Source organism: Thalassovita mangrovi, assembly GCF_009857745.1.
Taxonomy (GTDB): Bacteria; Pseudomonadota; Alphaproteobacteria; order Rhodobacterales; family Rhodobacteraceae; genus Thalassobius; species Thalassobius mangrovi.
Map to the genome: position 1 here is coordinate 319,733 of NZ_WWEN01000005.1, position 15,750 is coordinate 335,482.

Consider the following 15,750-nt stretch of genomic DNA (forward strand, 5'->3'; position numbering starts at 1 on the left):
GACCTTCATGATCGCGAACGAAACCCCGGTTCTCGCCAATTCCCTCTGGACGGCAACGGCGCAATCGCAGCCCGAATATGCGCCGTTGTATGGCTCCACCGAGGCGGAGGTGGCGATCATAGGCGCGGGTGTGACCGGACTTTCGGCTGCGCTGCATCTGGCAGAGCGCGGGATCGATACCGTGGTTCTGGAGGCCGCGACGCCGGGCTGGGGCGCTTCCGGGCGCAACGGCGGGCAGCTCAATCCGGGGCTGAAATACGACCCCGATGCGGTGACGGCGCATTTCGGCGAAGAAATGGGCGCGCGCATGCTGCGGCTTTCGGGGGGCGCACCGGACCTGGCGATGGACCTGATCGCGCGGCACCGTATCGCCTGCGACGCGGTGCAATCGGGATGGATTCAGCCTGCGCATGACGCCGGCTCGCTGCGGGTGCTGGAGGCGCGGGCCGAGCAATGGGCGCGCCACGGGGTTTCGCTGCGGATGCTGGACCGGGAAACCGTCGCGCGGATGATCGGCACCGACGTCTACACAGGCGGGTTGCTCGACCCGCGCGGCGCCAATCTGCACCCGCTGAACTACACGCTGGGACTGGCCCGGGCGGCGCAGGCCACAGGAGCCAGGATTTATGGCGGAACGCGCGCCGTATCGTTGAATAAAACAGATAGTTATCAAACTATTGCCACCACCAACGGGTCGGTCCGGGCGCGGCGTGTGCTGCTGTGCACCAATGCCGAAACCGATGCGCTTTGCCCGCCCCTGGCGCGGACCGTGGTGCCGGTACGGTCGGTGCAGGTGGCCACCGCGCCGCTTCCCGACGAGATCCTCGACAGCATCCTGCCAGGGCGGCAGGCGGCTTCGGACAGCCGGCGGGTGATGGTGTATTACAAACGCGATGGCGCGGGCCGGTTCCTGATCGGCGGGCGCGGCGATTACAACGACACCACTACCGCCAAGCTGCAGGAGAACCTGCGCCGGATCAGCCGCAAGATGTTCCCGCAGCTTGGCGACGTGCCCTTCACCCATGCCTGGGGCGGGCATGTGGCGATGACGGCCGATCACCTGCCGCACCTGTCGCGTCATGGCGAGGGCGTGATGTCCGCGACCGGCTTCAACGGCCGGGGGCTGGCGCTTGGCACGGCGATAGGCAAGCTGCTGGCCGACTGGGCTTCGGGCACGCCCGAGGCGGAGCTCGATTTCCCGGTCACGCCGGCGCGCCCGATTCCGTTCCATTTCCTGCGCAAGCCCGCCGTGCGCGCGGCCGTGGTCCTGTTTCGCCTGCGGGACTCTCTGGGAATCTGAACGAGGCATCATAAAAATATAAATTTGCCCGGGCAAAATCACATAAATGAAATTTTGTATTGCTATTTCATTTATCATGACACAGGGTCGCATTATTCACAAATTCCGAGGTTTGGGAGTGACAATGCAATCCAGACAGGTCCTGACCGATGGCGCGGGGTTTCGTGCGGCGATGTCGATGCCGGGGGTGCTGGTCACCTTCGGGCTGGTACTGTTCGCGCTGGCGCTGGTGGTCGTGCTGGCGTTCCGGATCAATGACGGCGCCCTTTTCGTCGGGCCGCTTTCGCTGTCGAACATGATCACCATATTCAGTGATGGTCTCTATGCGAAGGTGATGCTGCGGTCGCTGTGGATTTCGGGGCTGGTGACGCTGGCGACCGTGATCACCGCCTATCCGGTGGCCTGGTATCTGGCGTTTCGGGCGGGCAAGCGGCGCGGGCTGGTGCTGTTCCTGGTGACCCTGCCGTTCTGGACCAGCTACCTGCTGCGCGTCTTCGCCTGGAAGGTGGTGCTGGCCTATAACGGCGTGCTGAATTCGGCGATGATCGCCCTCGGAATCTGGGACACGCCGTCGACCGCGTTTCTGAACAATCCGACGGCGGTGGTGGTGACGCTGGCCCATGCCTATGCCCCCTTCGCCATCCTGCCGATCTTCGTCGCGTTGCAGACGATCCCGCCCTCGCTGCTCGAAGCGGCGTCGGACCTGGGGGCCAGTCGCGCGCAAAGTTTCCGCCGGATCATCCTGCCGCTGTCGATGCCCGGGGTGCTGGGCGGGGCGCTTGTCGTCTTCGTGCCCACGATCGGCGATTACGTGACCCCCGCGATGCTGGGCGGACCGTCGAGCACGATGATCGGCAACCTGATCCAGGCCCAGTTCGGCAAGGCCAACGACTGGCCCTTCGGGGCGGCGCTGGCGGTGGCCACGATGCTGGTGATCCTGATCGCCGTGGCGCTGGTCCGCCAGGCCGACCGCCGCTGGGGGAGCCGCACATGAAACCGCTTCGCATCCTGCACGCCTATGTCGGCGCCTATATCGTCTTTCTCTATGTGCCGGTGGCGCTGATCCCGCTGTTTTCCTTCAACGACGCGATCCAGGCTGCTTTCCCTCTCAAGGGCGTCACGCTGGAGTGGTACCGGACCCTGGTCGCAACGCCGGCCATCGGGCAGGCGCTGAGAAACAGCCTGATCATCGCCGCCGCCGCCGCCACGATCACCACGATCTGCGCCACCACGATTGCCTATCTCGACGTGTTCCCGCGCCCGGTGCTGTCGCGACTGGTCTCTGGCCTGGCGCGGCTGCCGATCCTGATCCCCGGCGTGATCGTGGGGATCGCGCTGCTGATCCTGGTCAACCTCGCGGGGCTCGGGCCGTCGCGCCCGGCAATTGTCCTGGGTCATGTGCTTGTCTGCCTGCCCGCCTCGGTGACGGTGATCCGCGCGCGTTTCGCCGCGATCCCGCGCAGCCTGGCCGAAGCGGCGGCCGATCTCGGCGCGTCCGACTGGATCGTGTTCCGCCGCGCAATCCTACCGCTTGCGGCCTCGGCGATCGGATCCGCCTTCACCCTGGCCTTCCTGACCTCGTTCGACGAATTCATCGTGGCCTATTTCCTGGCCGGAACCGAACCCACGCTGCCGCTCTATATCTGGAGCCAGCTGCGTTTCCCGAAATCCCTGCCCGTCGTGATGGCGCTTGGCACGCTGATCCTGCTGGTGTCCGTCCTGCTGGCGGGGCTGGCCGAACTGCTGCGCCGCCGCAGCCGGGTCTAACACCTATAACCATAAGAAACAAAACAACTATCTAAAACACGGAGGTCCTGAACCATGAACCCTAAGACGCTGCTTTTGACATCCTTCACGGCCGGTGCGCTGCTGACCGGCCCGGCCCTGGCCGAAGACAAGCTCAACTATTTCACCTGGTCGGGCTATGAGCTTCCGGTCTTCCACGAAGCCTATACCGCCGCCCATCCCGACGCGCTGGAGGTTTCGGTTTTCGGCGATGACGACGATGCCTTCACCAAGGTCAAATCGGGCTTCCGCCCCGACCTCGCGCATCCCTGCTACGACAAGATCGCGCGCTGGAACGCCGAGGGCCTGCTGCAGCCGATCGACACCGCCCGCATTCCGAACTGGGATCACATCTTCCCGGTCTTCCGCAACCTGCCCGACATTCAGGCCGGTGACGGCAAGGTCTGGATGGTGCCGTGGGACTGGGGCAATACCTCGGTTCTCTATCGCACCGACATGGTCGCGCCCGATGCCGACATGAGCTGGAACATGCTGTGGGACCCGCAATATGCCGGGCGTCTGGCGACGATCGACGCGGTGCATGACACGCCGCTGGTGGCCGCCGTTCTGGCCGGGGTGAATCCCTTCGACATGTCCGAAAGCGATCTGGAAAAAGTGGCCGACAAGCTGCGCGAACAGCGCCCGCTGCTGACCACCTATACCACCGACATGACTTCGGTCGAACAGTCGCTTGCCTCGGGCGAACTGGTCGCGGCAATGACCTGGAACGCCTCGGCCGTGGCGCTGAAGGCGCAGGACGTACCGGTCGAATTCATGGACCCGAAGGAAGGCATGCTGACCTGGACCTGCGGCTTCGTCATGCTGAAAGACACGCCCAACACCGATCTGGCCTATGATTTCATCAACAGCCGCCTCGAAGCGTCTTCGGGCAAGCACCTGATCGAAGACTACGGCTATGGCACCTCGACCGACAGCGCCTTTGCCGCGGTGCCCGCCGAAACGCTTGATGAATTGAAACTGCCCGCCGATCCGCAGAAAATGCTAGAAACCACCATCTTCACCGGACCGATGAAGCAGAACGACGCTTTGGCGAAGATGTTCGAACGCATCAAGGCCGGTGGCTGACCAATACCGGGGGGCCGGGCAACCGGCCCCTGATCCGCAATGAAAGGACGCCCATGACCAAGGAAACCCCTTCCGCAACCGACACGACCCGCAAGGCGCCAGAGGGCAATCAGGCAGATATCCTGGTCGGCCGACGCCTGCGCGCATTGCGGCTCGAAGCGGGGCTTTCGCTGACCGAACTGGCCGCGCAGGCCGGGGTTTCGGTCGGCGCGCTCAGTCAGGTCGAACGCGGGGTTTCCTCGCTGCGGGTGCGCACGATCTGGCCGCTGGCCGCAGCGCTTGGGGTCGAACCGTCGCAACTGCTTGATGAAAGTTCCGAAGGCAACGACATCTACTGCGTCCGGTCGAACCGCCGCCGCGAATTGCCGGTGCGGTCCGAGGGGATCAGCAAGTTCCTGCTTTCTCCCCCCGGCGCCACGCTGACCGGCATGACCGTCGAGATCGAACCGGGTGGCGGAACCGCCGAGGCCTATGCCCACCAGGGCCACGAATTCGGCTTCGTGATGACCGGCACGGTCGAACTGACGATCGACGGCACCTCCTATTCCCTGCGGCAGGGCGACAGTTTCGCCTTCCGTTCCACGCTGCTCCACGCCTTCCGCAACGATGGCGACGAGCGCTGCATCATCATCTGGGTAAATACCACAAAACCATCGGAGATCAGGGATGGCGACTGACCCCCTGCTGAGCCTGCGCGGCGTCTCGAAAGATTTCGGCGGCGGCGTTTTCGGGCTGAAAGACATCGACCTCGACATCGCCTCGGGCGAATTCGTCAGCCTGCTGGGCCCCTCGGGCTGCGGCAAGACCACGACCTTGCGGGTGATCGCGGGATTCGAAACGCCCACCAGCGGGCAGGTCCTGCTGAACGGGCGTGAAATCGGCCACCTGCCGGCGAACCGCCGCCCGGTGAACACGGTGTTCCAGGACTACGCGGTGTTTCCGCACATGAATGTCGCCGAAAACGTGGGTTTCGGCCTGTCGGTGCGCGGCACCGCCCGCGCCGAAATCGCCCGCAAGGTCGCCGAGGCGTTGGACCTGGTGGGCCTGGGCGACAAGGCCGAGCGCCCGGTTTCGGCACTGTCGGGCGGGCAACGCCAGCGCGTTGCGCTGGCCCGCGCCATCGTCTGCGAACCGCAGGTGCTGCTGCTGGACGAACCGCTGTCGGCGCTTGACGCCTCGCTGCGCGAACAGATGCAGATCGAACTGAAAAGCCTGCAACACCGGCTTGGCACCACCTTCATCCTGGTCACCCACGACCAGACCGAAGCCCTGTCGATCTCGGACCGGATCGTCGTGATGAACGGCGGGCGGATCGAACAGATCGCCACCCCGGACGAACTTTACGACCGACCCGCCACCCGCTTCGTGGCCGGTTTCATCGGCACCATGAACCTGCTGCCGGGCCGCGTCACCGGCGACGGTCGCGTCGAAGGGTCGGGCTTCGCGCTGCCGGTCGAAGGCGCCGGGTCGCTGGCGACCGGCACCGCGGTCACGCTGGGGCTGCGGCCCGAAGACCTGACATTCGCCCCCGCCGGCAGCGGCGCGCCCCTCAGGGTGGAAACCACGGTTTTCCACGGTCACAGCCTGCGGGTGATCGGCCGGCTGAACGACGGCGCCGAAGTGGTGCTGGACGTGCGGCGGTCCCATGCGGCCGAGCTTCCCGCGGACGGCGCCACCGCCGCGCTTGCCCTGCGTCCCGGCGCCAGCGCCATCCTTCTTCCGGCCTGACCGGCCCCCGACTATCGGAGACGAAAATGAACAATTCGCTGAATTTCTACATCGACGGCGCCTGGGTGTCGCCGGCGACACCGGCCACGCTGGAGGTGATCAACCCCGCGACCGAAGAAGCCTATGCCGAGATTTCGCTTGGCGCCGAGGCCGATGTGAACCGCGCCGTGGCCGCCGCCCGCGCCGCGTTCCCGGGCTGGGCCGAAACGCCGGTGGCCGACCGTATCGCCGCCGCGAAACGGCTGCTGGCGGTCTACAACGCCCGCTACGAAGACATGGCGCAGGCGATCAGCGCCGAAATGGGCGCGCCGATCACCTGGGCGCGCGAGGCGCAGGCCTATGCCGGTCAGGGCCATCTGGAAGCCGCGATCACCGCCGCCGAGAATTTCGAATGGGAAAGCCAGCGCGGCACCACCCGCATCCTGCGCGAAGCCATCGGCGTCTGCGCCCTGATCACGCCGTGGAACTGGCCCATGAACCAGATCATGTGCAAGGTCGCCCCGGCCATCCTGGCGGGCTGCACCGTGGTGCTGAAACCGTCGGAAATCGCGCCGATGTCGGGGCTATTGTTCGCGGAATTCATGGATGAGGCAGGGTTCCCCAATGGCGTGTTCAACCTGGTGAACGGCACCGGCCCCGACGTGGGACAGGTGATGTCGGGCCATCCCGACGTCGACATGGTCAGCTTCACCGGATCGACCCGCGCCGGCATCATCGTGGCCCGCACCGCCGCCGAAACGGTGAAGCGCGTGGCGCAGGAACTGGGTGGCAAGTCCCCCAACATCATCCTGCCCGACGCCGATTTCGAAAAGGCGGTAACCGAGGGCACCCTGGCGGTGATGAACAATACCGGGCAATCCTGCGACGCGCCGACCCGGATGCTGGTCTCGGCCGAGCGCATGCAGGACGCCATGGAGATCGCCCGCGCCGCGGCCGAAACCGTGGTGGTCGGCGATCCGACGGACGAGGCCACCACCATGGGGCCGCTGGTCTCCGCACTGCAATTCGAAAAGGTGCAACGCCTGATCGAAACCGGCATCGCCGAGGGCGCCACGCTGGCGACCGGCGGCCCGGGCAAGCCCGAGGGCCGCAACACCGGCTTTTTCGTCAAGCCCACCGTGTTTGGCGATGTCACCGGTTCGATGACGATCGCGCGCGAAGAAATCTTCGGCCCGGTGCTGTCGATCCTGGCCTATTCGAGCGTCGAGGAAGCCATCGAGATCGCCAATGACACGGTTTACGGCCTGGCGGCCTATCTGCAGGGCAGCGACCCGGATCAGATCCGCGCGCTGTCTCGTAAGCTGCGCGCCGGGTCGGTCTATGTGAACGGGCCCGACTGGGATCTTTTCGCGCCGTTCGGCGGTTACAAGCAGTCCGGCAACGGACGCGAATATGCCGATTGGGGCCTGCATGACTTCACCGAAATCAAGGGTGTCGTCGGCTGGGGCTGATCTGGCCATCGCATCCGGCAAGGGTGATTTCATGCCCGAATGCGCCCGCCCCTCTCAGCTGAAACCTGGGTGATCGCCGGATGTCCGGCGGTCAACCTTCAGCCATGTTGAGCCTCAGCACCGCCAACAATTGGCACCTTCATGCTTACAGGGCAAATTTGCTGGCGGGGGCAGGGTTTGGACACTGTTTGATCCCTGCCCCACGCCTGTAAGTCCCCGGCCCCCTTGGGTGATTAAAAACGGGCGAAACGCTTTTCTCACCGGGCCATGACCGGACGAAACCTATTGCCCGGCCTCAAGACCAGGTCATTTGATCGGCAGCGCGATCGGGCGCATGGGGGCCGCATCGCCGCCGCGCAGCTTCAGCGAACCGCCGATGAAGGCAAATTCGTAAATCCCCTTGGCGGCCAGGTCTTCCAGATAGACCAGCTCCATGATCGGCACCCCCTGCTGCGCCAGCAGATAGGTATGGAGCGGCACATAATTGCCCTCGATTTCCGACGGGAAGGCCTCGAAGCTCAGATTGTCGGCGCCGATGATCATCGCGCCGGATTCCTCGGCCAGGAACCGCGCGGCTTCCATGCCCATCCCCGGCGCGGCCGTCATATAGGCGTCGGCATCCTCGTAGTTCGCCATGCGCCCGGTGCGGATCAGCACCACATCGCCCTGCTGCAAGGTGACGTCCTGATGCGCCAGCGCCTGTTCCAGATCGGCGCGTGTGATGCGGTAGTTATCGGTCAGCATCGAAAGCCCCTTGGCCCCGGCGACGTCGATCAGCACGCCGCGCGCGATGATCGGCGGGATGGTTTCGGCACCGGTCACGTTCCAGCCGGCATCGCCCAAGTGATCGTCGGCGCTGAAGCCATTGTAGATCTTGCCGTTCAGGCCAAAGTGGTTCAGCGCGTCGATATGCGTGCCGGTATGGGCATACATCGAAATCGCGGAACCGGTATAGCTGACATGGGCGTTGATCTCTTCGCCTAGATGCATCGGGTCGGAATTGACCGTTCCGCGCGGGGTGTGGGTCATCCACATCTGATACCGCGGATCGCCGGCCGCGTGCCATCCGGGCATCCCGATGAAATACTCGACCGACAGGTCATAGGCTTCGCCCCCTGCCACCCGGGACAGGATCGCGGCGCGCGAGGCGTCGGTCATCAGGTTCAGGGCGCCGAGTTCGTCCTGAGGACCCCAGGGACTTTGGCCGACGGTGGCAGCGGGGGCGGCCTGAAGCGGTGCACCGAGTAGGAGACCCATTGCGGTTGCGAGAATTCGGGTTCTGATCATCATATTTTCCTGTTGCTGGTATGAACCGGCTTCAGGATGTGCTCTGGGAAGCATCGGTTTAACCCGGGACGGGGAAAGACAGTCTTTGATCCCGTTCAGGAATGGCCGGACAGTTCGGCGGCAAGGAAATCGGTAAAGGCCGCTACCTTGGCATCCGCGCTCAGCCTCGACGCCGCCAGCGTATAGATCGTGCGTTCGGGAAGCTGCCAGTCCGGCAGCAGCCGCGTGATCCGCCCGGCCGCCTCAAGCGGGTCCGACAGGAAATTCGGCAAGGTGCCGATCCCCATATCGGCCAGGATCATATCGCGCAGGACGACACTGCTGCCGAGGCGCAGATGTGGCGAAATGGGAACCGAAACTTGCCTCTCAGGCCCCGTCAGGTCCCAGGACAGCGGCGTTTCGGCAAGACTGTAGGATAGTGTCTCATGCGCCTGCAGCTCTTCGGGCGTTTCGGGGCATCCGCGTTCGGCAAGATATCCGGGGCTGGCAAAAATGCCCTGCCGCACGGACATGACCTTGCGCGAAATCAGCCCCGAATCCGGCAGGCTTGCCCGAATGCGGATGGCCACATCAAAACCGCCCTGAACCAGGTCGAGCACATTGTCGTCGAAAATCAGCGACAGCTGCACTTCGGGATACTGCCTGGCGAAACGGGGCAGCAAATCGGCAAGCACCGTGGTGCCGAAGGAATGCGGCGCGTTGATCCGCAACAGGCCCCGTACCACCTGCGCGCCCGAGCGCACCCGCTCCTCGGCCAGGTCGACCGCTTGCAGGATGCGGTCGGCCTGTTCGTAATACAGCCGGCCATGTTCGGTCAGCGACATGCTGCGGGTGGTGCGCGTGATCAGCCGGCAGCCAAGGCTTTCCTCAAGCAGCTTCAGATCGCGGCTCAGCAGGCTGGAAGACACGCCCAGATCCTCGGCCGCACGGGCGATGCTGCCGCGATCGACGATCCGGCAGAAGGCCCGCATGACGCCAAACTTGTCCATGATTCACTCCGTTGCTGCCCGATCATAGAACACGATGCGGGCCACGCTGCAAAGCGCTTCAGGCGCGCGGCGACGTGCCCGGCGTGGCGCAAGATCACAGATGCTCCAACTGCCGCCTGACCACCTGAAGCAGCGAGCGCAATTCGCCAACCGAACCGGCCATCAATCGGGCACCTGTCGCGGGAACGGTCAGGGTTGGCACGGAATGCACTTGGTTCGCCCGCGCATATTGGCGATCCGCCTCGACCTGTTTTGCCACCGCCGGATCGTTCAGGCGGCGCTTGAAACTCTCCGGCTCCAGGCCAAGGTCCTGCGCCAGATCGACCAGCACTTTCGGATCGGCGATATTGCGGGCCTCGCTCAGATGCGCCAGCTGAATGCGGTCGAACATGTCCCAATGCAGGATCTGGCCGCCGAGTGTTTCGGCCGCCTTGCAGGCGAGCGCCGCAGTCATGCCATGGGGATAATCGAACGGGGCCGCGCGCATGGCGTCGATATTGATCAGTTCGGGCCGGTCGCTGGCCGCCTGGCAATGGCGCCAGTGATCCAGGATGGTGGACCGGGCCGCCTGCGGGCTGCCCCATCGCTGTGCCATTTCCCGGCGGCTGGCCTGCAGGACAAATGTCCGTTGACGAATGTCCAAGTCGAATTCCTGCGCCACAACGCGCAAGCGCGAAGAAAGGTTGAAGCACCAGGCGCAGACCGTGTCATGGAAGAAATCGATTTTGACGGGCGCGTTCATTCGGACCGCCCCCGCAGATGGCGGCCAATGAGGCCAAGACCGGCCCGGGGCGCAGCGTGGATTGTCCCCCCGTGGGGGCATGGAATGGAAGGCAGAGAAAAGAACATCGCGGGTCTCGCTGATTGACAGAGGGAAGGCCGGAAAATCCTGCGAAGCCCGCGAAGAATTAACCCTGAAAATTGAAAGTCACTCTTTCACCAGGCGCAGCAATACCCGACTTTGCCGACCATCCCGGCAAGAGTGGTCCGATTTGAGTATGACTGCCTGACCGGCCGGAACGGTCAGCTCTGCCGCTCCGCGGCATCCGCCATGATCGGTCTCGCCCCGGCCCAGGTTCCCTCGGATATCAGCTCGCCCGCGACGGTGGTCAGGATGTCGCTGACGACAGACGCCGCGCGGGTCAGCGGCCGTGCCGTCGCGTGGGCCAGATAGGTCCGCCGCCACAGGCCCGGGGGGTCGAAATGGCGCACGACCAGGCGGCCGTCTGCGGCTTCCCGCGCCACCGCGTGGAACGGCAACACCGAACAGCCATAGCCCTGTTCGACCAGGCGCTTGATATTGCCGTAGCTGTCGACTTCGATTTCCGGCGCGACCGATATGCCCTCGCTGCGCAGCTTGTCCTCGATCATGGCGCGCAGCCCGTGCGCTCCGCTGGGCAGGATCAGCGGGATATCGGCGAGTCTGCCCAACGCGGTCTGCTGCGCCCCGGTCTCTCCGGGCGGGGCGAGCATCACCAGCTCTTCGTCCAGCAGCGGTTCGGACCGCACCCCGGTTTCGCGCGGCTCGGCATACAGAACCGCCAGGTCGACGCCCCCGTCCAGCAGCCATTCGCGGACAAAGCCGCTCATCGCCTCGGCGATGACGATCTTGATCTTCGGATAGCGGTCCCGGCAGCGCGCGATCAGCGGCACCGACAGAATGCCGCTGATGGTTCCCGGCAGACCCAGCCGGACCGTCCCCATCGGTTCCCGGCCCAGGCTGCGCACCTCCTCTTCGGTGCGTTCCAGATCCATCAGAAGGCTGCGGGCGCGGCGGGCAAGAAGCTCTCCGGCATCGGTTGCGGTGACACCCTGGGGCGCGCGCAGCAGCAGCGGTGTTCCCAGTGCTTCTTCCATGTTGCGCACATGCAGGGACAGGGCGGGCTGCGCCACGTTCACCCGCTGGGCCGCCCGGGTGAAAGACCCCTCTTCAACGATGGCCAGGAAGTATCGCAACTGTCTGAGATCCATGCGCCTGCCGCCAACCCCATATAAATCCGTTATATCTGCAAGCATTATTAGATATTTGATGTATGCGCCGCAAGCCGGGCATATCCGGAGCGACCGCGAAAACCTCGCGAAGCTCAAACCGGAGGACCCCAATGTACCAGCAGCAGACCGACGAATTTCAGGACATCCGAGATGCGGTGCGCGCGCTATGCGCCGAGTTCCCGGATGAATATCACCGCAAAGTGGACGAGGCGCGCGCCTATCCCGAAGATTTTGTCGACGCCCTGACCCGCGCCGGCTGGATGGCCGCGCTGATCCCCGAGGAATACGGCGGGTCCGGCCTGGGCCTGACCGAAGCGGCGATCATCATGGAAGAGATCAACCGCGCCGGCGGCAATTCGGGCGCCTGCCACGGACAGATGTACAATATGAACACCCTCGTGCGGCACGGGTCCGAGGAACAGAAACGCCGCATCCTTCCGAAACTGGCCAGCGGCGAATTGCGCCTGCAATCCATGGGCGTCACCGAACCCACCACCGGAACCGACACCACCCAGCTGAAGACCACCGCGGTCAAGAAAGGCGACAAATACGTGGTGAACGGCCAGAAGGTCTGGATTTCGCGGGTCCAGCATTCGGACCTGATGATCCTGCTCGCCCGCACCACGCCGCTGTCCGAGGTGAAGAAGAAATCCGAAGGCCTGTCGATCTTTCTCGTCGACATCAAGGAAGCGATGGCCTCGGGCATGACCGTCCGGCCGATCCTCAACATGGTCAATCACGAAACCAACGAACTGTTCTTCGACAATCTCGAGATTCCCGAGGAAAACCTGATCGGTGAAGAGGGCAAGGGGTTCAAGTATATCCTGACCGGGCTGAACGCCGAACGCACCCTGATCGCGGCGGAATGCATCGGCGACGGATACTGGTTCACCGACCGGGTGACGCAATACGTGTCCGAACGCACGGTGTTCGGCCGCCCGATCGGCCAGAACCAGGGCGTGCAGTTCCCGATCGCCGAAGCCTATATCGAAATCGAAGCCGCCAACCTGATGCGGCAGAAAGCCTGCCGGCTTTACGATGCCGGCGAACCTTGCGGCGCCGAGGCGAACATGGCCAAGTACCTGGCCGCCAAGGCCAGCTGGGAAGCCGCGAATGCCTGCCTGCAGTTTCACGGCGGTTTCGGCTTTGCCTGCGAATACGACGTGGAACGCAAATTCCGCGAAACCCGGCTGTACCAGGTGGCGCCGATTTCGACCAACCTCATCCTCAGCTACGTGGCGGAACACGTGCTGGGCCTGCCGAGGTCGTTCTGATGGACCGGCCGCTGGAAGGATTGAAGGTGGTGGCCATCGAACAGGCGGTGGCCGCCCCCTTCAGCACCGCGCGCCTTGCGGATGCGGGCGCCGAGGTGATCAAGATCGAACGCCCCGAAGGCGATTTCGCCCGCGGCTATGATGATGTGGCGAACGGCCAGTCGAGCTATTTCGTCTGGCTCAACCGCGGCAAGACATCGGTGACGCTGGACCTGGCCGCGCCCGAGGGCAAGGCGGAACTGTCCCGGCTGCTGCGTGACGCGGATGTGCTGGTGCAAAACCTCAAGACCGGCGCGCTGGACCGGCTGGGCTTCGGCACCGAACGTCTGGCCCGGGAATTCCCGCGCCTCATCAGCTGTTCGATCACCGGCTATGGCGAAACCGGGCCGATGGCGCAGCGCAAGGCTTACGATCTGCTGATCCAGGCCGAATCCGGCCTGTGTTCGATCACCGGCGGGCCTTCGGACCCGTCCCGTGTCGGCATTTCCATCGTCGATATCGCCACCGGCGCAACCGCCTATTCCGCCATTCTCGAAGCGGTGTTGCGGCGCGACAAGACCGGCAAGGGCGCGCGGATATCGGTGTCGATGTTCGACGTCATGGCCGATTGGCTGACCGTGCCGCTGCTGAACCACGAAGGCGGCAAGCCGCCCAAGCGGATCGGAATGGCGCATCCCTCCATCGCGCCTTACGGGGTGTTCACCGCCAGCGACGGCGCACAGGTCCTGCTCGCGATCCAAAGCGACCGGGAATGGAAGAAGCTCTGCGCAGAATTCCTGAACCGCCCAGACCTGGCCAGCGACCCGCGCTTTGCCACCAACGTGGCGCGGGTGTCGAACCGCGATCAGACCGATGCCGTCGTCGCCGAAGGCTTTGCCCGCAGAACCGGCGCGGAAGCAATCGATGCCCTTCTCGTGGCGGATGTCGCCCTGGCCTCGGTCAATGACATGGAGGGCCTGTCGACCCACCCGCATCTGCGCCGCATCTCGGTCGAGACCCCGAACGGCGCGGTGTCCTACCCGGCCCCGGCCCCGATCTGGCATGGCGAGACGCCCCATTACGGCCCGGTGCCCGCGCTGCAGCCGCAGGAGACTTGAAATGGATATCGACCTTGACCACCTGCGCAGCTGGATCGGCCGCGAAGAAACCCGTTCCGAAGTGCTGATGCCGACCCTCGTGGAACGCTTCAACGCCACCTTCGACCGTGAAGGACCGCTTGAAATGGGCGCCGAAGCGCCGCCGATGATCCATCTCTGCCTGTGCCAGCCGGTGGCGCCCTCCGCGGCACTGGGGCCGGACGGGCATCCGGCGCGCGGCGGCTTCCTGCCGCCGGTGCCGCTGCCCCGGCGGATGTGGGCCGGGGGCGACATGCGTTTCCACGCCCCGCTGCGCATCGGCGATACCATGACCCGCCGTTCGGTGATCGAAAACGTGGCGCTGAAACAGGGCCGCAGCGGCCATCTGTGCTTCGTGACGGTCCGCCATCATTTCGGCAGCGGCGATCGTGACCTGATCACCGAACGCCAGGATATCGTCTATCGCGACGCCGCCACCGGCAACGCCGCGCCACCGCAACCGGCCGCCGCAGCCCCGCCCGCGCCCCATAGCAGCGCTGTCGCCGCCACGCCGACATTGCTGTTTCGCTATTCGGCGCTGACCTTCAACGGGCATCGCATCCATTACGACCGGCCCTATTGCCTTGAGGACGAAGGCTATCCCGGCCTGGTGGTGCATGGGCCGATGCAGGCGACGCTGCTGGCGCAATTCGCAACCGATCTGCGCGGGGCCGCCCCGACCCGCTTCAGCTTCCGCAGCCTGTCGCCGGTTTACGACACGCAGGGCCTTGGCCTGCATGCAGCCGAGGCAGACGCGGGCTTCCGACTGTGGACCGCCGCGCCCGGCGGCCCCGTGGCGATGGAGGCGCAGGCGCAATGGTGATGCCCGACGTGATCCGCGCCCCGCTTTTCGTACCGGCCGACCGGCCGGAGCTTTTCGCCAAGGCCCCCCGTTCGGGGGCCGATGCGATCATCCTGGACCTCGAAGATGCCGTTTCGCGCGACAACAAGGATGCCGCCCGCGCGGCGCTGAGATGCGGTTTCACCGACCTGCCGGTCATCGTGCGGATCAATCCACCCGGCACCCCGTGGCACGACGCGGATCTCGCGGCGGTCGCGGCATTACCGGTGGCCGGTCTCATGCTGCCCAAGTCCGAAGACCCTGCCCTGCTGGCAGCCCTGGCCGGAACGCTCGGCCCCGATACCTCCCTTCTCGCTCTGATCGAAAGCGCGGCGGGGCTGGCGGCGGCCCGCGCCATCGCGGCGGTTCCCGGGGTGACGCATCTGGTATTCGGCTCGATCGACTTCTGCGCCGATATCGGCGCCGCGCATCAGCGCGAGGTCCTGTTGCCCGCCCGCAGCGAACTGGTCCTTGCCGCCCGCCTGGCCGGGATATGCGCCCCCATCGACGGGGTCACCGCGCGGCTGGACGATCTTGCCGACACCCATTCGGATGCCGCCCATGCCCGCGCACTGGGCATGTCGGGCAAGCTCTGCATCCATCCCCGGCAGGTCACAGAGGTGAAGCGCGCCTTCGCCCCGTCCGAGGCTGAAATCCGCTGGGCGGAACGGGTACTCGCCTCCGGCGACGGTGCGACGACCGTCGACGGGGCCATGGTCGACGAACCCGTCCGTCTGCGCGCGCGCGCCATCCTCGCCGCCGTCCCCGCGACCTGACCCGGCGACGCCCGCCCCAAGCGAAAGGAAGTAAAGAATGAAGCTACTAGTCCCGGTCAAACGTGTGATCGACTACAACGTGAAAGTCCGCGTTAAGGCGGATGGCAGCGGTGTCGATCTGGCCAA

General features: G+C 64.9%; 15 protein-coding genes and 1 pseudogene. 12 read left to right on the forward strand and 4 right to left on the reverse strand.

Annotated elements, in window-relative coordinates:
- Nucleotides 1-7: 7 nt before the first annotated feature.
- The 7 genes from GR167_RS13765 (at nucleotide 8) to GR167_RS13795 (ending at nucleotide 7,350) form a co-directional block, all read left to right on the forward strand.
- Nucleotides 8-1,300: an NAD(P)/FAD-dependent oxidoreductase gene (locus tag GR167_RS13765; protein ID WP_160974278.1), complete on the forward strand. Its 1,293-nt coding sequence runs from the start codon at nucleotides 8-10 to the stop codon at nucleotides 1,298-1,300.
- A 124-nt stretch (nucleotides 1,301-1,424) separates the two neighbouring features.
- Nucleotides 1,425-2,294 carry an ABC transporter permease gene (locus GR167_RS13770; RefSeq protein WP_160974279.1) on the forward strand — a complete coding sequence of 290 codons (870 nt, stop codon included), beginning with the start codon at nucleotides 1,425-1,427 and terminating at the stop codon, nucleotides 2,292-2,294.
- Complete coding sequence (locus GR167_RS13775; protein ID WP_160974280.1) at nucleotides 2,291-3,067, forward strand: ABC transporter permease; 777 nt, start codon at nucleotides 2,291-2,293, stop codon at nucleotides 3,065-3,067. Before GR167_RS13770 ends, GR167_RS13775 begins: the two co-directional genes overlap by 4 nt.
- A gap of 54 nt (nucleotides 3,068-3,121) precedes the next feature.
- The gene (locus GR167_RS13780) at nucleotides 3,122-4,171 is read left to right on the forward strand and encodes an ABC transporter substrate-binding protein (protein ID WP_160974281.1); all 1,050 of its coding nucleotides are present in this window, start codon (nucleotides 3,122-3,124) and stop codon (nucleotides 4,169-4,171) included.
- Nucleotides 4,172-4,224: 53 nt separating this feature from the next.
- Complete coding sequence (locus GR167_RS13785) at nucleotides 4,225-4,848, forward strand: cupin domain-containing protein (RefSeq protein ID WP_160974282.1); 624 nt, start codon at nucleotides 4,225-4,227, stop codon at nucleotides 4,846-4,848.
- Nucleotides 4,838-5,899 (forward strand): ABC transporter ATP-binding protein, encoded by a 1,062-nt coding sequence (locus GR167_RS13790; RefSeq protein ID WP_160974283.1) that lies wholly within the window; start codon nucleotides 4,838-4,840, stop codon nucleotides 5,897-5,899. Before GR167_RS13785 ends, GR167_RS13790 begins: the two co-directional genes overlap by 11 nt.
- 26 nt (nucleotides 5,900-5,925) lie before the next feature.
- Entirely contained in the window at nucleotides 5,926-7,350 is a 1,425-nt protein-coding gene (locus tag GR167_RS13795; RefSeq protein ID WP_160974284.1) for an aldehyde dehydrogenase family protein, read from the forward strand.
- Nucleotides 7,351-7,656: 306 nt separating this feature from the next.
- On the opposite strand, the gene GR167_RS13800 is transcribed toward GR167_RS13795, so the two are convergent.
- The 4 genes from GR167_RS13800 to GR167_RS13815 all read right to left on the reverse strand — a co-directional run bounded on the left by GR167_RS13800 (nucleotide 7,657) and on the right by GR167_RS13815 (nucleotide 11,597).
- The gene (locus GR167_RS13800; protein ID WP_212769963.1) at nucleotides 7,657-8,508 is read right to left on the reverse strand and encodes a cyclase family protein; all 852 of its coding nucleotides are present in this window, start codon (nucleotides 8,506-8,508) and stop codon (nucleotides 7,657-7,659) included.
- Nucleotides 8,509-8,732: 224 nt separating this feature from the next.
- Nucleotides 8,733-9,626: a LysR family transcriptional regulator gene (locus GR167_RS13805; RefSeq protein ID WP_160974286.1), complete on the reverse strand. Its 894-nt coding sequence runs from the start codon at nucleotides 9,624-9,626 to the stop codon at nucleotides 8,733-8,735.
- Between the two features lie 94 nt (nucleotides 9,627-9,720).
- The gene (locus tag GR167_RS13810; RefSeq protein ID WP_160974287.1) at nucleotides 9,721-10,368 is read right to left on the reverse strand and encodes a DsbA family oxidoreductase; all 648 of its coding nucleotides are present in this window, start codon (nucleotides 10,366-10,368) and stop codon (nucleotides 9,721-9,723) included.
- A gap of 281 nt (nucleotides 10,369-10,649) precedes the next feature.
- The gene (locus GR167_RS13815; RefSeq protein WP_160974288.1) at nucleotides 10,650-11,597 is read right to left on the reverse strand and encodes a LysR family transcriptional regulator; all 948 of its coding nucleotides are present in this window, start codon (nucleotides 11,595-11,597) and stop codon (nucleotides 10,650-10,652) included.
- 131 nt (nucleotides 11,598-11,728) lie between these two features.
- On the opposite strand from GR167_RS13815, the gene GR167_RS13820 reads away from it, so the two are divergent.
- The 5 genes and pseudogenes from GR167_RS13820 to GR167_RS13840 form a co-directional block, all read left to right on the forward strand.
- Nucleotides 11,729-12,892, forward strand: a complete 1,164-nt coding sequence (locus GR167_RS13820; protein WP_160974289.1) for an acyl-CoA dehydrogenase family protein — start codon at nucleotides 11,729-11,731, stop codon at nucleotides 12,890-12,892.
- A complete protein-coding gene (locus tag GR167_RS13825; RefSeq protein ID WP_160974290.1) occupies nucleotides 12,892-13,989 on the forward strand; it encodes a CaiB/BaiF CoA transferase family protein in 1,098 nt (365 codons plus the stop codon). The genes GR167_RS13820 and GR167_RS13825 overlap by 1 nt, the downstream gene beginning before the upstream one ends.
- A 1-nt stretch (nucleotide 13,990) precedes the next feature.
- Nucleotides 13,991-14,830 (forward strand): HTD2 family dehydratase, encoded by an 840-nt coding sequence (locus tag GR167_RS13830; protein WP_160974291.1) that lies wholly within the window; start codon nucleotides 13,991-13,993, stop codon nucleotides 14,828-14,830.
- A complete protein-coding gene (locus tag GR167_RS13835) occupies nucleotides 14,824-15,624 on the forward strand; it encodes an HpcH/HpaI aldolase/citrate lyase family protein (RefSeq protein ID WP_235915960.1) in 801 nt (266 codons plus the stop codon). Before GR167_RS13830 ends, GR167_RS13835 begins: the two co-directional genes overlap by 7 nt.
- A 37-nt stretch (nucleotides 15,625-15,661) precedes the next feature.
- Nucleotides 15,662-15,750: pseudogene (locus GR167_RS13840) on the forward strand (electron transfer flavoprotein subunit beta/FixA family protein); the annotation flags it as partial.